Raw genomic sequence first — 15966 nt, forward strand, 5'->3', positions numbered from 1 at the left:
TCCTACGACTTCCCGGGTGACGATACCCCGGTGGTGACCGGTTCCGCGCTGAAGGCGCTGGAAGGTGACGAGAGCGAAGTGGGCGCCCCGGCGATCTACAAGCTGGTCGAGGCGATGGACAGCTGGATTCCGGAGCCCGAGCGTGCCGTGGACGGTGCGTTCCTGATGCCGGTGGAAGACGTCTTCTCGATCTCCGGTCGTGGCACCGTGGTGACCGGTCGCGTCGAGCGCGGCGTGGTGAAGGTCGGCGAGGAAATCGAGATCGTCGGCATTCGCGACACCCAGAAGACCACCGTCACTGGTGTCGAGATGTTCCGCAAGCTGCTGGACCAGGGCGAGGCGGGCGACAACGTCGGCATCCTGCTGCGTGGCACCAAGCGTGACGACGTGCAGCGGGGTCAGGTGCTGTGCAAGCCGGGTTCGATCACCCCGCACACGCACTTTGAAGCCGAGGTGTACATCCTGGGCAAGGAAGAGGGCGGTCGTCATACGCCGTTCTTCAACGGGTACCGTCCGCAGTTCTACTTCCGCACGACCGACGTGACGGGTTCGGTGGAGCTGCCGGAAGGCACCGAGATGGTGATGCCGGGTGACAACGTCAAGATGACGGTGTCCCTGATCAATCCGATCGCGATGGAAGACGGTCTGCGCTTTGCGATCCGCGAAGGCGGCCGCACCGTCGGCGCCGGCGTCGTCTCCAAGATCATCGAGTGATACAGTAGACAAGTTGACAGATCGACCGCGAGAGGCGGCGCCGGGTGCGTCGTCTCTCGCGTTTGTTTCTTGTCGATTCGATTTCTAGGCCAGTAGCTCAATTGGCAGAGCAGCGGTCTCCAAAACCGCAGGTTGGGGGTTCGAGTCCCTCCTGGCCTGCCATCTTCCGGATGGCGGCAGCACCGGGTGATACGTATTCATGAGTGAACAATCGGAACAGACCGGCGTGCTTGATACCGTCAAGCTCGCGGTGGCCGTGGCGCTGCTGATTGCCGGCGTCATGGGCTTCTATTGGTTCCAGGACGAATCCACTCTGATTCGCGTCCTCGGGCTGCTCGCCGTTGTGGGGGTCGCCATCGGCATCGGGATGACGACCGCCAAGGGCAGCCAGCTCGCCGGCTTCATGGGCAACGCGCGCACCGAGGTGCGCAAGATGGTGTGGCCCACCCGCGTCGAGACGACCCAGACCACGCTGATCGTCATTGCTGTCGTGATCCTGGTGGGGATCTTCCTCTGGCTCCTGGACATGTTCCTGGGCTGGGGCATCAGTCGGTTCATCGGATAAGCATCAGGATTCTCGACCATGGCACTACGCTGGTACGTCGTACAGGCATTCTCGGGCTTCGAGGCGCAGGTGAAGCGGTCCCTGGAGGAGCGCATCGAACGCTTCGGCATGCAGGACCACTTTGGCGAGATCCTCGTGCCCACCGAGGAGGTCGTCGAGATGAAGGACGGCCAGAAGCGCAAGAGCGAGCGCAAGTTCTTCCCCGGCTACGTGCTGGTGCAGATGGACCTGAACGACGAGGCCTGGCATCTGGTCAAGGCCGTGCCGCGCGTGCTCGGCTTCATCGGCGGGACCGCTGATCGCCCGGCGCCGATCAGTGACAAGGAAGCGGACGCCATCCTGCAGCGCATGCAGGAAGGTGCCGAGAAGCCGCGCCCGAAGGTCCTGTTCGAGGTGGGCGAAATGGTCCGCGTGATCGACGGCCCGTTCAACGACTTCAATGGCGTGGTCGAAGAGGTCAACTACGACAAGAGCCGCCTGCTGGTGGCGGTCCAGATTTTCGGCCGCTCGACGCCCGTGGAACTCGAATTCCACCAAGTCGAGAAAACCTGACCGACGCACAAGCGTCGTTACCTGCTAATCGGGGAGCCGAGAGGCGTTCGCACCCGAGGGAGTTCTCATGGCAAAGAAAATCGAAGCGTATATCAAGCTTCAGGTCCCGGCCGGCAAGGCCAACCCGAGCCCCCCCGTGGGCCCGGCGCTGGGTCAGCGCGGCGTGAACATCATGGAGTTCTGCAAGGCGTTCAACGCCCAGACCCAGGAGATGGAGCCCGGCCTCCCGATCCCGGTGGTGATCACCGTGTACGCGGACCGCAGCTTCACGTTCATTACCAAGACGCCGCCAGCCGCGATCCTGCTGAAGAAGGCGGCCGGCATCCAGTCGGGTTCCGGTCAGCCGAATACCAATAAGGTCGGTACGGTCACGCGCGCTCAGCTCGAAGAGATCGCGAAGACCAAGGAACCCGACATGACCGCGGCCGATCTCGACGCCGCGGTGCGCACCATTGCCGGTAGTGCCCGCAGCATGGGCCTCGAAGTGGAGGGTCTCTGACATGGCGAAGCTTTCCAAGCGTATGCAGGCCATCCGCGAGAAGGTCGAGCCGGGCCGCCTGTACCCGGTATCCGAGGCCTTCGATATCCTGCGTGACCTGCCCAAGGCGAAGTTCCGCGAGTCGGTCGATGTGGCCGTGAATCTCGGCGTCGACCCGCGCAAGTCCGACCAGGTCGTGCGCGGCTCCACCGTGCTGCCGCACGGCAACGGCAAGACCGTTCGCGTCGCCGTGTTCACCCAGGGCGCCAACGCCGATGCGGCGAAGGAAGCCGGTGCCGACGTGGTGGGCATGGACGACCTCGCCGAACAGGTCAAGGCCGGCCAGATGGATTTCGACGTGGTCATCGCCTCCCCGGACGCGATGCGCGTGGTCGGCCAGCTGGGCCAGATCCTGGGCCCGCGTGGCCTGATGCCGAACCCGAAGGTCGGAACCGTGACCCCCGACGTGGCCACCGCGGTGACCAACGCCAAGGGCGGCCAGGTGCGCTACCGCACCGACAAGGGCGGTATTGTCCACTGCACGATTGGCGCGGCGGATTTCGAATCCAGTGCCCTCACCGACAACCTGAATGCCTTGCTGGCCGATCTGGTCAAGATGAAGCCGGCGACCTCCAAGGGTCAGTACGTCAAGGGCGTGGTGGTCTCGACCACCATGGGTCCGGGCGTCAAGGTGGATCAGGGCTCGCTGAGCCTGTAAGCAACAACAACGGTTTTTGGTCGGCTGTCGCGCAAGCGGCACGCCATCCAAGACCGCAGGCGCCGGGCCTTCGGGCCCGGCTTAATACCCCAGCCTGCGCAGATGGTGTCACCCGATTCAGGAAGTACCTGCGACGGGAGCACCGCAGTACCGGGTTCGCCCGGTTTCACGATCACCTCCGGGTGGTCTTACTAGAGGAGAGTCAACGTGGCTTTGAATCTCGATGACAAGAAGGTGATTGTCTCGGAACTGGCTACGGTTGCTGCCTCGGCACATTCCGCGGTCGCCGCGGAATATCGGGGTCTCTCGGTAGCGCAGATGACCGCCCTGCGTCGGCAGGCACGGTCCTCCGGTGTCTATCTGCGAGTGGTGAAGAACAACCTCGCCAAGCGCGCGATTGAAGGCACGGATTTCGAGTGCATGCAGCCCGAGCTGCATGGCCCGCTGATCCTGGCCTTCAGTGAAGAGGAGCCCAGCTCCGCCGCACGCCTGGTGAAGGACTTCGCCAAGGAGAACGATCAGCTGAAGGTCCGGCTGGTGTCCTTTGGTGGGCAGCTCATGGGGGCGAACGATCTCGATCGCCTCGCGAGCCTGCCGACGCGTGAAGAGGCGCTTTCGCAGCTTCTCGCCACCATGAAGGCGCCGCTCGACAAGTTCGCCCGTACGGTGAACGAAGTCCCCGGCAAGCTGGTGCGTACCGTTGCAGCAATCCGTGACCAGAAACAGGCAGCCTGAACCTTTTCAAGCCTTTTTCTGCAGCAAGTACTGAATGAATTCGGGCTCGACCCGTTAGGAGAGTAAGAAATGGCCGTTTCGAAAGAAGATATCCTGGAAGCCATCGGCAACATGACGGTCCTGGAAATTGTGGACCTGATCAGCGAGATGGAAGAGAAGTTTGGCGTGTCCGCCGCGGCCGCCGTTGCCGCTGCCCCGGCCGCCGCCGGTGGTGGTGAAGCCGCCGCCGCTGAAGCCAAGGACGAATTTGACGTTGTCATGTCCAGCTTCGGCGAGAACAAGGTTGGCGTCATCAAGGTCGTTCGCGGCCTGACCGGTCTCGGTCTGAAGGAAGCCAAGGAAATGGTCGAAGGCGTCCCGGCGACCGTGAAGGAAGGCGCGCCGAAGGACGAGGCCGAGAAGATGAAGACGGAGCTGGAAGAAGCGGGCGCCACCGTCGAACTGAAGTAAGAAGGCGCTTGCGCCTGTTGTTTTCGTGTACATCACGAAGCCCTGAGGCTGGCGGCCGTTTGGTCGTCAGCCTCAGCCCGTGGTGGCGCGGGTTTTGTTCCGCGTTGTTCAGCTAGCCTCCGAGGTAAGCCATGGCCCTCAGTTATACCGAAAAGAAACGTATCCGCAAGGACTTCGGGAAGCGTCCCCAGATCCTCGACGTCCCGTACCTGCTGGAAACCCAGTTGACCTCCTATCGGGATTTCCTGCAGGCGGATCAAGCGCCGGACGGGCGTGATCCCCTCGGCCTGCATGCGGCGTTTCAGTCGGTCTTCCCCATCGTCAGCTATTCCGGTCATGTCCAGCTCGAGTACGTGAGCTATCGGCTGGGCGAACCGATGTTCGACGTGAAGGAATGCCAGATCCGTGGCGTGACCTATGCGGCCCCGCTGCGCGTACTGCTGCGCCTGGTGATCCACGACAAGGAAGCCCCGGCGGGCTCCACCGTGGTCAAGGAAGTGAAGGAGCAGGAGGTCTACATGGGCGAGATGCCGCTCATGACCGAGAACGGCACCTTCGTCATCAATGGCACCGAACGCGTGATCGTGTCGCAGTTGCACCGCTCGCCGGGCGTGTTCTTCGACAGCGACAAGGGCAAGACCCAGGGCAGCTCGCAGAAGCTGCTCTACAACGCGCGGATCATTCCGTACCGCGGTTCCTGGCTTGACTTCGAGTTCGACGCCAAGGACGGGGTCTATGTGCGTATCGACCGTCGCCGCAAGCTGCCGGCTTCGATCCTGCTGCGCGCACTGGGCATGGATACCGAAGAGATCCTGGACACCTTTTTCGATTTCAATCAGCTCACCCTCGACGAAGACGGCGGCGAGCTGGACCTGATCCCCGAGCGCATGCGCGGCGAGACCGCCGTGGTCGACATCACCGATGGCGAAAAGGTCATCGTGGAGGCCGGCCGTCGCATTACGCCCCGCCATATCCGGGAGATCGAGAAGGCGGGCATCAATACCCTGCGGGTGCCGGACGAGTACCTGCTGGGCCGTGTGCTGGCCAAGGGCGTGGTGGACGAATCCACCGGCGAGCTGATCGCCAACGCCAATGACGCGCTGACCCAGGAGCTGCTGGACAAGCTGCGCGCCGAGGGCGTGAAGACCCTGCAGACGATCTACACCAATGACTACGACCACGGTCCGTACATGTCGGACACCCTGCGTCTGGATCCGACCAAGACGCAGCTGGAGGCGCAGGTCGAGATCTACCGCGTGATGCGTCCCGGCGAGCCGCCGACCAAGGACGCAGCGGAGAACCTGTTCTCCAACCTGTTCTTCTCCGAGGACCGCTACGACCTCTCCGCCGTGGGCCGGATGAAGTTCAACCGCCGCGTCGGTCGCGAGACCGACGAGGGCGAGGGCGTGCTGTCGCCGGAGGACATCCTGGATGTGCTCAAGGTCCTGATCGACCTGCGCAACGGCAACGGCCGGACCGACGACATCGACCACCTGGGCAACCGCCGTATCCGCAGCGTGGGGGAGATGGCGGAGAACCAGTTCCGTCTGGGCCTGGTGCGCGTCGAGCGCGCCGTGAAGGAGCGCCTGACCGTCGCCGAGAGCGAGGGCCTGATGCCGCAGGAGCTGATCAACGCCAAGCCGGTGGCCGCCGCGGTCAAGGAATTCTTCGGGTCCAGCCAGCTGTCGCAGTTCATGGACCAGAATAACCCGCTGTCCGAGGTGACCCACAAGCGGCGCATCTCGGCGCTCGGGCCGGGTGGCCTGACCCGCGAACGCGCCGGCTTCGAGGTGCGTGACGTGCATCCGACGCACTACGGTCGCGTCTGCCCGATCGAGACGCCGGAAGGCCCGAACATCGGCCTGATTAACTCGCTGGCCGTGTACGCCCGCACCAACCGCTACGGCTTCCTGGAGACGCCGTATCGCAAGGTCGAGGACGGCAAGGTCACCGAGGAGATCGTGTATCTCTCCGCGATCGAGGAGAGCCAGTACGTGATCGCCCAGGCGAACGCAGCGATGGACGAGGAAGGTCGCCTGAGTGACGACCTGGTCTCGTGCCGTCACCAGGAAGAGTTCACGATCTCGACGCCGGACAAGATCCAGTACATGGATATCTCGCCGAAGCAGATCGTGTCGGTCGCGGCCGCGCTGCTGCCATTCCTCGAGCACGACGACGCGAACCGCGCCCTGATGGGTGCGAACATGCAGCGCCAGGCCGTGCCGTGCCTGCGTGCCGACAAGCCGCTGGTGGGCACCGGCATCGAACGCGCCGTGGCCATCGATTCGGGTTCCGCGATCGTCGCCAAGCGCGGCGGGACCGTGGATTCGGTCGACGCCGGCCGTGTGGTGGTCCGCGTGAACGACGACGAGACCGTCGCCGGCGAGCCGGGCGTGGACATCTACAACCTGACCAAGTACTCGCGTTCCAACCAGAACACCTCCATCAACCAGCGCCCGCTGGTTGCGGTGGGCGACGAGATCGCCCGTGGTGACGCCATCGCGGACGGCTCGTCCACCGACATGGGCGAGCTGGCGCTGGGCCAGAACATGATGGTCGCGTTCATGCCGTGGAACGGCTACAACTTCGAGGACTCGATCCTGATCTCCGAGCGCGTGGTGCAGGAAGACCGCTACACCACGATCCACATTGAGGAGCTCAACTGTGTCGCCCGCGACACCAAGCTGGGTCAGGAAGAGATCACCGCGGACATCCCGAACGTCTCCGAGTCGCTGCTGAACAAGCTGGACGAGTCCGGCGTGGTCTATGTCGGTGCCGAGGTGAACCCCGGCGACATCCTGGTCGGCAAGGTCACCCCGAAGGGCGAGACTCAGCTGACCCCGGAAGAGAAGCTCCTGAGGGCGATCTTTGGCGAGAAGGCCTCGGACGTGAAGGACACCTCCCTGCGCGTGCCCTCCGGTATCGAGGGGACCGTGATCGACGTGCGCGTGTTCACCCGTGACGGTGTCGAGAAGGACGCCCGCGCGAAGTCGATCGAGGCCGACGATCTCGCCGCCGTGCAGAAGGACCTGAAGGACCAGCTGCGTATCTACGAGGACGACATCTACGCACGCGTCGAGAAGCTGCTGGTGAACAAGACCGCCGCCGGGGGCCCGGATGGCCTGGGTGACGGGTCCAAGGTCACGAAGAAGTACCTGCAGGGCCTGTCGCGCGACAAGTGGTTCGAGGTGCGTCTGCAGGATGACGCGGTCAACAGCCAGCTGGAGGACCTGGGTCGCCAGATCAAGGACCAGCACGAGGCGTTCGAGAAGAAGTTCGAGCACCAGAAGGCCAAGCTGGCCGCGGGCGACGACCTGCCGCCGGGCGTGCAGAAGATGGTCAAGGTCTACGTGGCCGTTAAGCGCCGCTTGCAGCCGGGCGACAAGATGGCCGGCCGCCACGGGAACAAGGGCGTGATCTCGATGATCGTGCCGGAAGAGGACATGCCGTTCCTCGAGGACGGGACCCCGGTCGACGTGGTGCTGAACCCGCTGGGCGTGCCCTCGCGCATGAACGTCGGGCAGGTGCTGGAGGTTCACCTCGGGTGGGCCGCCAAGGGCCTGGGCGACAAGATCAATCGCATGCTGGAGGCGCAGGCCGAGATCGCGAAGCTGCGCGAGTTCCTCGACAAGATCTACAACCACCGCGAGAAGAAGGTGGACCTCGACTCCATGTCGGATGCCGAGATCATCACCCTCTGCCGGAACCTGCGCGGTGGCGTGCCGATGGCGACGCCGGTATTCGACGGCGCCGAAGAGGCCGAGATCAAGGAGATGCTGCGCCTCGCCGACCTGCCCGAGACCGGGCAGGCCCAGCTGTACGACGGCCGTACCGGCGACGAATTCGATCGTCCGGTCACCGTGGGCTACATGCACATGCTGAAGCTGAACCACCTGGTGGACGACAAGATGCACGCGCGTTCCACCGGCCCGTACTCCCTGGTCACCCAGCAGCCGCTGGGCGGCAAGGCGCAGTTCGGCGGCCAGCGCTTCGGCGAAATGGAGGTCTGGGCACTGGAGGCCTACGGCGCCGCCTACACCCTGCAGGAAATGCTGACCGTGAAGGCGGACGACGTGCAGGGCCGTAACAAGATGTACAAGAACATCGTTGACGGTGAGCACCACATGGAGGCCAACGTCCCCGAGTCGTTCAACGTGCTCATGAAGGAGATCAAGGCGCTCGGTATCAATATCGAGCTCGAGCAGGACTGATCTTCTCCGATCCGAATGTGATCCGACGGGGCGTGCGCGCCCCTCGAAACCAAGTTTGTGAGGCAAGCGAATGAAAGACCTCCTGAATCTGTTCAAGCAGCAGACCCAGCCGGAAGAGTTCGATGCGATCCGCATCGGCCTGGCGTCCCCGGACCAGATCCGTTCCTGGTCCTTTGGCGAGGTGAAGAAGCCGGAGACCATCAACTACCGGACCTTCAAGCCGGAACGTGACGGCCTGTTCTGCGCGAAGATCTTCGGGCCGGTGAAGGACTACGAGTGCCTGTGCGGCAAGTACAAGCGCCTGAAGCATCGCGGCGTGGTCTGCGAGAAATGCGGCGTGGAGGTGACCCAGACCAAGGTGCGCCGCGAGCGCATGGGGCATATCGATCTGGCCTCCCCGGTCGCGCACATCTGGTATCTGAAGAGCCTGCCGTCGCGCATCGGGCTGCTGCTCGACATGACCCTGAAGGACATCGAGAAGGTGCTCTATTTCGAGTCCTTCATCGTGACCGACCCGGGCTTCACCACGCTGGAAAAGCGCCAGCTCCTGACCGACGAGGAATACCTCGAGGCGATGGAGGAGCACGGTGACGACTTCACCGCGCTGATGGGCGCCGAGGCCGTGCTGAGCCTGCTCAAGGAGATGGACCTGCAGGCCGAGGCCGCCAAGCTGCGTCAGGAACTGGCCGAGACCGGTTCCGAGACCAAGATCAAGCGCTTCGGCAAGCGCCTCAAGCTGGTGGAGTCCTTCCTCGACTCCGGCAACAAGCCGGAGTGGATGATCATGAAGGTCCTGCCGGTGCTGCCGCCGGACCTGCGTCCGCTGGTGCCGCTGGACGGCGGTCGTTTCGCGACCTCCGACCTGAACGACCTCTACCGCCGGGTGATCAACCGCAACAACCGTCTGCGCCGCCTGCTGGAGCTGAACGCCCCGGATATCATCGTGCGCAACGAAAAGCGCATGCTGCAGGAGTCCGTGGATGCGCTGCTGGACAACGGCCGTCGCGGCCGTGCGATCACCGGCACCAACAAGCGCCCGCTGAAGTCCCTGGCCGACATGATCAAGGGCAAGCAGGGCCGCTTCCGCCAGAACCTGCTGGGCAAGCGCGTCGACTACTCCGGTCGCTCCGTGATCGTGGTGGGCCCGACCCTGCGCCTGCACCAGTGCGGCCTGCCGAAGCGCATGGCGCTGGAGCTGTTCAAGCCGTTCATCTTCGGCAAGCTGCAACGTCGCGGCCTGGCGACCACCATCAAGGCCGCGAAGAAGGCGGTCGAGAAGGAAGGTCCCGAGGTCTGGGATATCCTCGAAGAGGTGATTCGTGAACACCCGGTGATGCTGAACCGGGCGCCGACCCTGCACCGTCTGGGTATCCAGGCGTTCGAGCCGGTGCTGATCGAGGGCAAGGCGATCCAGCTGCACCCGCTGGTCTGCGCCGCGTTCAACGCGGACTTCGACGGGGACCAGATGGCCGTGCACGTGCCGCTGTCGCTGGAGGCCCAGCTGGAGGCGCGCACGCTGATGCTGTCCTCCAACAACGTGCTCTCTCCGGCCAACGGCGAGCCGATCATCGTGCCGTCCCAGGATATCGTGCTGGGTCTGTACTACCTGTCGCGCGAGAAGGTGAACGCCAAGGGCGAGGGTATGACCTTCTCCGACGTGGACGAGGTGCACCGCGCCTACGAACACAAGCAGGTCGACCTGCATGCACGCATCACGGTCCGTATCGCGGACACCATGGCCGAGGTCGGCGAGGGCGAATCCCTGCCGACCATGCGCGTGGAAACCACCGTGGGCCGCGCGATCCTGTCGCGCATCATGCCCAAGGGCCTGCCGTTCGAGCTGATCGACCGCGAGCTGAACAAGAAGGCGATCTCCGGGCTGATTAACCAGTGCTATCGCCGGCTGGGTCTGAAGGACACGGTGGTGTTCGCGGACCAGCTGATGTACGCGGGCTTCTACTATTCCACCCGTGCCGGCGTGTCGTTCTGCGCCGACGACATGGTGATCCCGGACGAGAAGGGGCCGATCCTGCAGGGCGCCGAGGAACAGGTGAAGGAGATCGAGGATCAGTACGCCTCGGGCCTCGTCACCAAGGGCGAACGCTACAACAAGGTCGTGGACATCTGGTCGCACTGCAACGACCAGGTCGCCAAGGCCATGATGGAGCGCCTCGGCAAGGAACAGGTCACCAACAAGGACGGCGAGACGGTCGAGCAGAACTCCTTCAACTCGATCTTCATGATGGCCGATTCCGGGGCACGTGGTTCCGCCGCGCAGATCCGACAGCTGGCCGGCATGCGCGGCCTGATGGCCAAGCCGGACGGCTCCATCATCGAGACCCCGATCACCGCGAATTTCCGCGAGGGCCTGAACGTCCTGCAGTACTTCATCTCCACCCACGGGGCGCGCAAGGGCCTCGCGGATACCGCGTTGAAGACCGCGAACTCCGGTTACCTGACCCGTCGGCTGGTGGATGTCTCCCAGGACGTGGTGGTGACCGAGCCGGACTGCGGTACCCAGCAGGGTCTCCTGATGAAGCCGATCATCGAAGGCGGCGACGTCGTGGAACCGCTGCGGGATCGCGTGCTCGGCCGGACCACGGCGGTGGACGTGCTGCGCCCGGGTACCGACGAGGTGCTGATCCCGGCCGGCACACTGCTGGACGAGGCCCTGGTGGATACGCTGGACGCCGCTTCCGTCGACGAGGTGCTGGTGCGCTCCGCCATCACCTGCGAGACCCGTCAGGGCATCTGTGCCAAGTGCTACGGTCGTGATCTGGCCCGCGGCCACGAGGTCAACGCCGGTGAGGCCGTGGGCGTTATCGCCGCGCAGTCGATCGGCGAGCCGGGTACCCAGCTGACCATGCGGACCTTCCATATCGGCGGGGCCGCCAGCCGTGCCGTGACGGTCAGCGCGATCCAGGTGAAGAACTCGGGATCCGCCCGCCTGCATAACCTGAAGACGGTCACCAACAAGGCCGGCAACCTGGTCGCGGTCTCGCGTTCCGGAGAGCTGGGCGTGATCGACGAACAGGGTCGCGAGCGCGAGCGCTACAAGATCCCGTACGGCGCGACCATCACCGTCCACGACGGGGATACCGTCGAGGCCGGCCAGGAGGTCGCGACCTGGGATCCGCATACCCACCCGATCGTGACCGAGGTGGCCGGTAACATCCGTCTGCAGGACTTTGTCGAGAACGTGACGGTCACCAAGGAGACCGACGAGTTCACGGGCCTGTCCTCGAACGTGGTCCTGGATCCGAAGAGCCGCTCTTCGGCCGGCAAGGACCTGCGGCCGACGGTCAAGCTGCTCGGCGATGACGGTAACGAGGTGTACATCCCGGGCACGGACATGCCCGCGCAGTACATGCTCCCGGCCAACGCGATCTTCAACCTGGAGGACAACGCCCGGGTCGAGGTGGGGGATGTCATCGCCCGCCTGCCGCAGGAATCCTCCAAGACCCGTGACATCACCGGCGGTCTGCCGCGCGTGGCCGACCTGTTCGAGGCTCGGCGTCCGAAGGAGCCGGCCGTGCTGGCGGAGATCTCGGGTACCGTGTCCTTCGGCAAGGAGACCAAGGGCAAGCAGCGGCTGGTGATTACGCCGGACCAGGGCGACGCGGTCGAGATGCTGATTCCGAAGCTGCGCACCGTCAACGTGTTCGAGGGCGAGCGCGTGGAGCGTGGCGAGGTCGTGGTCGATGGCGAGCTGGATCCGCACGACATCCTCCGCCTGCGGGGCGTGACCACCCTGGCCGAGTACCAGGTGCAGGAGATCCAGGACGTCTACCGCCTGCAGGGCGTGAAGATCAACGACAAGCACATCGAGGTGATCGTTCGCCAGATGATGCGCAAGGTGAATATCGTCGACGCGGGCGACACCAAGTTCCTCGCCGGAGACCAGGTGGACCGCACGCGTGTCCTGGAGGAGAACGAGCAGCTGGGCGCGGATCAGCAGCCGGCGACCTACGAGCGCGTGCTCCTGGGTATCACCAAGGCATCGCTGGTCACCGAGTCGTTCATCTCGGCGGCCTCCTTCCAGGAGACCACCCGTGTGCTGACCGAGGCCTCCACCCGCGGGGCGCGTGACGACCTGCGCGGTCTGAAGGAGAACGTGATTGTCGGACGCCTGATCCCGGCCGGGACGGGTCTCGCCTATCACAAGGAGCGCCGTCGCAAGCGCGCCCTGGAAATGCCCGAGTTCGAGGCGATCGAGGAGGCGCAGGCGGTCCCCGCCGAGTCCGAATCGGCCACCACCGATCCGGGTACCACGGAAGACGGGTCCGAGTGACCCGTCCCACCTTGACACTCACGGGGGCGGCGATTAGAATTCCGCTCCCTCGACAGGCCGGTCTCGGCGCCGGCCTGTCGTTATTTTTAGGCTAGGAGAAAGGGTTTCATGGCCACGATCAACCAGTTGGTACGCAAGCCCCGCAAGCGCCCCGTTGAAAAGAGCGATGTGCCGGCGCTGCAGGGTTCCCCGCAGAAGCGCGGGGTCTGCACCCGTGTCTACACGACCACCCCGAAGAAGCCGAACTCGGCCCTGCGCAAGGTTGCGCGCGTGCGGCTGACCAACGGCTACGAAGTCAGTAGCTACATCGGCGGGGAAGGCCACAACCTGCAGGAGCACTCGGTGGTCCTGATCCGTGGTGGCCGTGTAAAGGACCTCCCGGGTGTGCGTTACCACACGGTGCGCGGAAGCCTGGATACCCAGGGCGTGCAGAAGCGCGCCCAGGGCCGGTCCAAGTACGGCACCAAGCGGCCGAAGAAATCCTAACCCTGATCCAGTCCGGGAACTGAAACATGTCTAGAAGAGCAGCTGCCCCCAAGCGTCACATCCTCCCCGACCCGAAGTTCGGAAGCGAGCGCCTGGCCAAGTTCATCAACACGGTCATGCGCGACGGCAAGAAGTCCGTCGCCGAGCAGGTCGTGTATGGCGCCCTGGATCAGATCGAAGCCAAGCAGGGCGACGGGATGGGTGCGCTGGAGCGTGCCCTGGACAACATCCGTCCGCGCGTCGAGGTCAAGTCGCGCCGCGTCGGCGGTGCGACCTACCAGGTTCCGGTGGAAGTGCGCTCCGTGCGTCAGGACGCGCTGGCCATGCGCTGGGTGGTCGAGGCCGCCCGCAAGCGCGGCGAGCGCACCATGGCCCTGAAGCTGGCCGGCGAGCTGATGGACGCGTCCGACAGCAAGGGCTCGGCCGTCAAGAAGCGCGAAGACACTCACCGTATGGCGGAAGCGAACAAGGCGTTCGCCCATTTCCGCTGGTAAATCTGTTTAGAGAGGCTCACCGTGGCACGCAAGACTCCACTTAAGCGCTACCGGAACATCGGGATCAGCGCGCACATCGACGCCGGCAAGACGACGACGACCGAGCGCATCCTGTTCTACACCGGCCTGTCGCACAAGATCGGCGAAGTGCATGACGGTGCGGCCGTGATGGACTGGATGGAACAGGAGCAGGAGCGCGGGATCACGATTACCTCCGCGGCCACCACGAGCTTCTGGTCCGGTATGGCCAAGCAGTTTGACGAGCACCGGGTGAATATCATCGATACCCCCGGGCACGTGGACTTCACCATCGAGGTCGAGCGCTCCATGCGCGTCCTGGACGGCGCGGTGATGGTGTACTGCGCCGTGGGCGGGGTGCAGCCCCAGTCCGAGACCGTGTGGCGGCAGGCGACGAAGTACGCCGTTCCGCGCATGGCCTTCGTGAACAAGATGGACCGAGCCGGCGCCGACTTCCTGCGTGTCTACGAGCAGATGAAGGAGCGCCTGCAGGCCAATCCGGTGCCGATCCAGCTGCCGATCGGAGCCGAAGACCAGTTCAAGGGCGTGATCGACCTGGTCAAGATGCAGGCGATCTACTGGGACGAGGACAACTTCGGTATCTCCTTCGAGTACAAGGACATCCCGGACGACCTCAAGGCCGAGGCCGACAAGTGGCGCGAGAACATGCTCGAGGCCGCCGCCGAAGCCAACGAGGAGCTGATGGACAAGTACCTCAACGAGGGCACCCTCAGCGAGGAAGAGATCAAGTCCGCCCTGCGCCATCGCACCATCGAGCTCGAAATCGTGCCGATGCTGTGCGGCTCCGCGTTCAAGAACAAGGGCGTGCAGGCGATGCTGGACGCCGTGGTCGAGTACCTGCCCTCTCCGGAAGAGGTCAAGGCGATCAAGGGTGTGAAGGCCGGGACGGAAGAGCCGGTCGAGAAGCACGCCTCGGACGACGAGCCGTTCGCGGCCCTGGCGTTCAAGATCATGACCGACCCCTACGTCGGCTCCTTGACGTTCGTGCGCGTCTACTCGGGCGTGCTGTCGGCCGGTGACTCGGTGCTGAACACGCAGAACAACCGTCGCGAACGCATCGGGCGTATCCTGCAGATGCATTCCAACTCCCGTGAGGAGATCAAGGAACTGCGCGCAGGGGATATCGGCGCTGTGGTCGGCCTGAAGGATCTGTACACCGGGAGCACCCTGTGCGACCCGAACAATCCGGTCGAGCTGGAACGCATGGAGTTTCCGGATCCGGTTATCTCCATCGCGGTCGAGCCGAAGACCAAGACCGACCAGGAAAAGATGGGCATCGCCCTGAACAAGCTGGCCCAGGAAGATCCGTCGTTCCGTGTGCGGACCGACGAGGAATCCGGCCAGACGATCATTTCCGGCATGGGCGAGCTGCACCTCGAGGTGCTGGTCGACCGCATGAAGCGCGAGTTCAAGGTCGAGGCGAACGTTGGCCAGCCGCAGGTCGCCTACCGCGAGACGGTTCGCAAGACGGTCGAGCAGGAAGGCAAGTTCGTGCGCCAGTCGGGCGGTCGCGGCCAGTACGGCCACGTCTGGATCCGCATCGAGCCTCTGGAGCCGGGCGAAGGCTACAAGTTCGAGAACGCCATCGTCGGCGGCGTAGTGCCGAAGGACTACATCCCGGCCGTCTCCAAGGGTATCGAGGAACAGATGGGCAACGGTGTGCTCGCCGGGTATCCGGTGGAGGACGTCAAGGTCACCCTGTTCGACGGTTCCTACCATGACGTCGACTCCAACGAGATGGCGTTCAAGGTGGCCGGATCGATGGCCTTCAAGGAGGGCGCGCTGAAGGCCGGTGCGGTCCTGCTGGAACCGATGATGAAGGTCGAGGTGGAGACGCCGGAAGAGTACATGGGCGACGTGATGGGCGACCTCAACCGCCGTCGCGGACTGGTCAAGGGCATGGAAGACGTGGCCGGCCAGAAGTTGCTGCGGGCCGAGGTGCCGCTGTCCGAGATGTTCGGCTACTCGACCCAGCTGCGCTCGATGAGCCAGGGCCGCGCGACCTACTCGATGGAATTCGAGAAGTACGCCGAGGCCCCCGCCCAGATCGCCGAGGCGGTTGCCGCCAAGGCGTCCTGATCCCGAATTCGCGATATTTGAAAGAACTGCAAGAGGTTTGAGCTGTGTCCAAGGAAAAGTTCGAGCGTAAGAAGCCGCATGTGAATGTGGGGACGATTGGTCATGTGGACCATGGGAAAACGACGCTGACGGCGGCGATGACGGCGGTGCTGGG

General features: G+C 64.1%; 13 protein-coding genes and 1 tRNA gene. All 14 read left to right on the plus strand.

The window, feature by feature from the left end; genetic code table 11:
- The coding region (locus tag F572_RS0100290) for an EF-Tu/IF-2/RF-3 family GTPase (RefSeq protein WP_018158276.1) at positions 1 to 714 on the plus strand (714 nt) is incomplete at its 5' end.
- An 86-nt stretch (positions 715 to 800) separates the two neighbouring features.
- Positions 801 to 876, plus strand: a tRNA-Trp gene (locus F572_RS0100295).
- A 37-nt stretch (positions 877 to 913) separates the two neighbouring features.
- Positions 914 to 1279 carry a preprotein translocase subunit SecE gene (gene secE / locus F572_RS0100300; protein ID WP_017940469.1) on the plus strand — a complete coding sequence of 122 codons (366 nt, stop codon included), beginning with the start codon at positions 914 to 916 and terminating at the stop codon, positions 1277 to 1279.
- Positions 1280 to 1297: 18 nt separating this feature from the next.
- Entirely contained in the window at positions 1298 to 1831 is a 534-nt protein-coding gene (gene nusG / locus F572_RS0100305; RefSeq protein WP_017940468.1) for a transcription termination/antitermination protein NusG, read from the plus strand.
- A gap of 67 nt (positions 1832 to 1898) precedes the next feature.
- Positions 1899 to 2330: a 50S ribosomal protein L11 gene (gene rplK, locus F572_RS0100310; protein ID WP_017940467.1), complete on the plus strand. Its 432-nt coding sequence runs from the start codon at positions 1899 to 1901 to the stop codon at positions 2328 to 2330.
- Between the two features lies 1 nt (position 2331).
- Positions 2332 to 3027 (plus strand): 50S ribosomal protein L1, encoded by a 696-nt coding sequence (gene rplA / locus F572_RS0100315; protein WP_017940466.1) that lies wholly within the window; start codon positions 2332 to 2334, stop codon positions 3025 to 3027.
- A 213-nt stretch (positions 3028 to 3240) separates the two neighbouring features.
- Positions 3241 to 3762: a 50S ribosomal protein L10 gene (gene rplJ / locus F572_RS0100320; RefSeq protein ID WP_017940465.1), complete on the plus strand. Its 522-nt coding sequence runs from the start codon at positions 3241 to 3243 to the stop codon at positions 3760 to 3762.
- A gap of 69 nt (positions 3763 to 3831) precedes the next feature.
- Positions 3832 to 4212 (plus strand): 50S ribosomal protein L7/L12, encoded by a 381-nt coding sequence (rplL, locus tag F572_RS0100325; RefSeq protein ID WP_017940464.1) that lies wholly within the window; start codon positions 3832 to 3834, stop codon positions 4210 to 4212.
- Between the two features lie 131 nt (positions 4213 to 4343).
- Positions 4344 to 8423 carry a DNA-directed RNA polymerase subunit beta gene (gene rpoB, locus F572_RS0100330; RefSeq protein ID WP_017940463.1) on the plus strand — a complete coding sequence of 1360 codons (4080 nt, stop codon included), beginning with the start codon at positions 4344 to 4346 and terminating at the stop codon, positions 8421 to 8423.
- A gap of 70 nt (positions 8424 to 8493) precedes the next feature.
- Positions 8494 to 12714: a DNA-directed RNA polymerase subunit beta' gene (rpoC, locus tag F572_RS0100335; protein ID WP_017940462.1), complete on the plus strand. Its 4221-nt coding sequence runs from the start codon at positions 8494 to 8496 to the stop codon at positions 12712 to 12714.
- A gap of 108 nt (positions 12715 to 12822) precedes the next feature.
- The gene (rpsL, locus tag F572_RS0100340; RefSeq protein WP_017940461.1) at positions 12823 to 13200 is read left to right on the plus strand and encodes a 30S ribosomal protein S12; all 378 of its coding nucleotides are present in this window, start codon (positions 12823 to 12825) and stop codon (positions 13198 to 13200) included.
- A 26-nt stretch (positions 13201 to 13226) separates the two neighbouring features.
- Positions 13227 to 13694, plus strand: a complete 468-nt coding sequence (gene rpsG, locus F572_RS0100345) for a 30S ribosomal protein S7 (protein ID WP_017940460.1) — start codon at positions 13227 to 13229, stop codon at positions 13692 to 13694.
- Positions 13695 to 13715: 21 nt separating this feature from the next.
- A complete protein-coding gene (gene fusA, locus F572_RS0100350) occupies positions 13716 to 15812 on the plus strand; it encodes an elongation factor G (RefSeq protein WP_017940459.1) in 2097 nt (698 codons plus the stop codon).
- Positions 15813 to 15856: 44 nt separating this feature from the next.
- On the plus strand, positions 15857 to 15966 hold a 110-nt coding region (locus tag F572_RS14895), incomplete at its 3' end, for a GTP-binding protein (RefSeq protein WP_038033848.1).

It is taken from the genome of Thioalkalivibrio sp. ALE14, assembly GCF_000376845.1.
Taxonomy (GTDB): Bacteria; Pseudomonadota; Gammaproteobacteria; order Ectothiorhodospirales; family Ectothiorhodospiraceae; genus Thioalkalivibrio.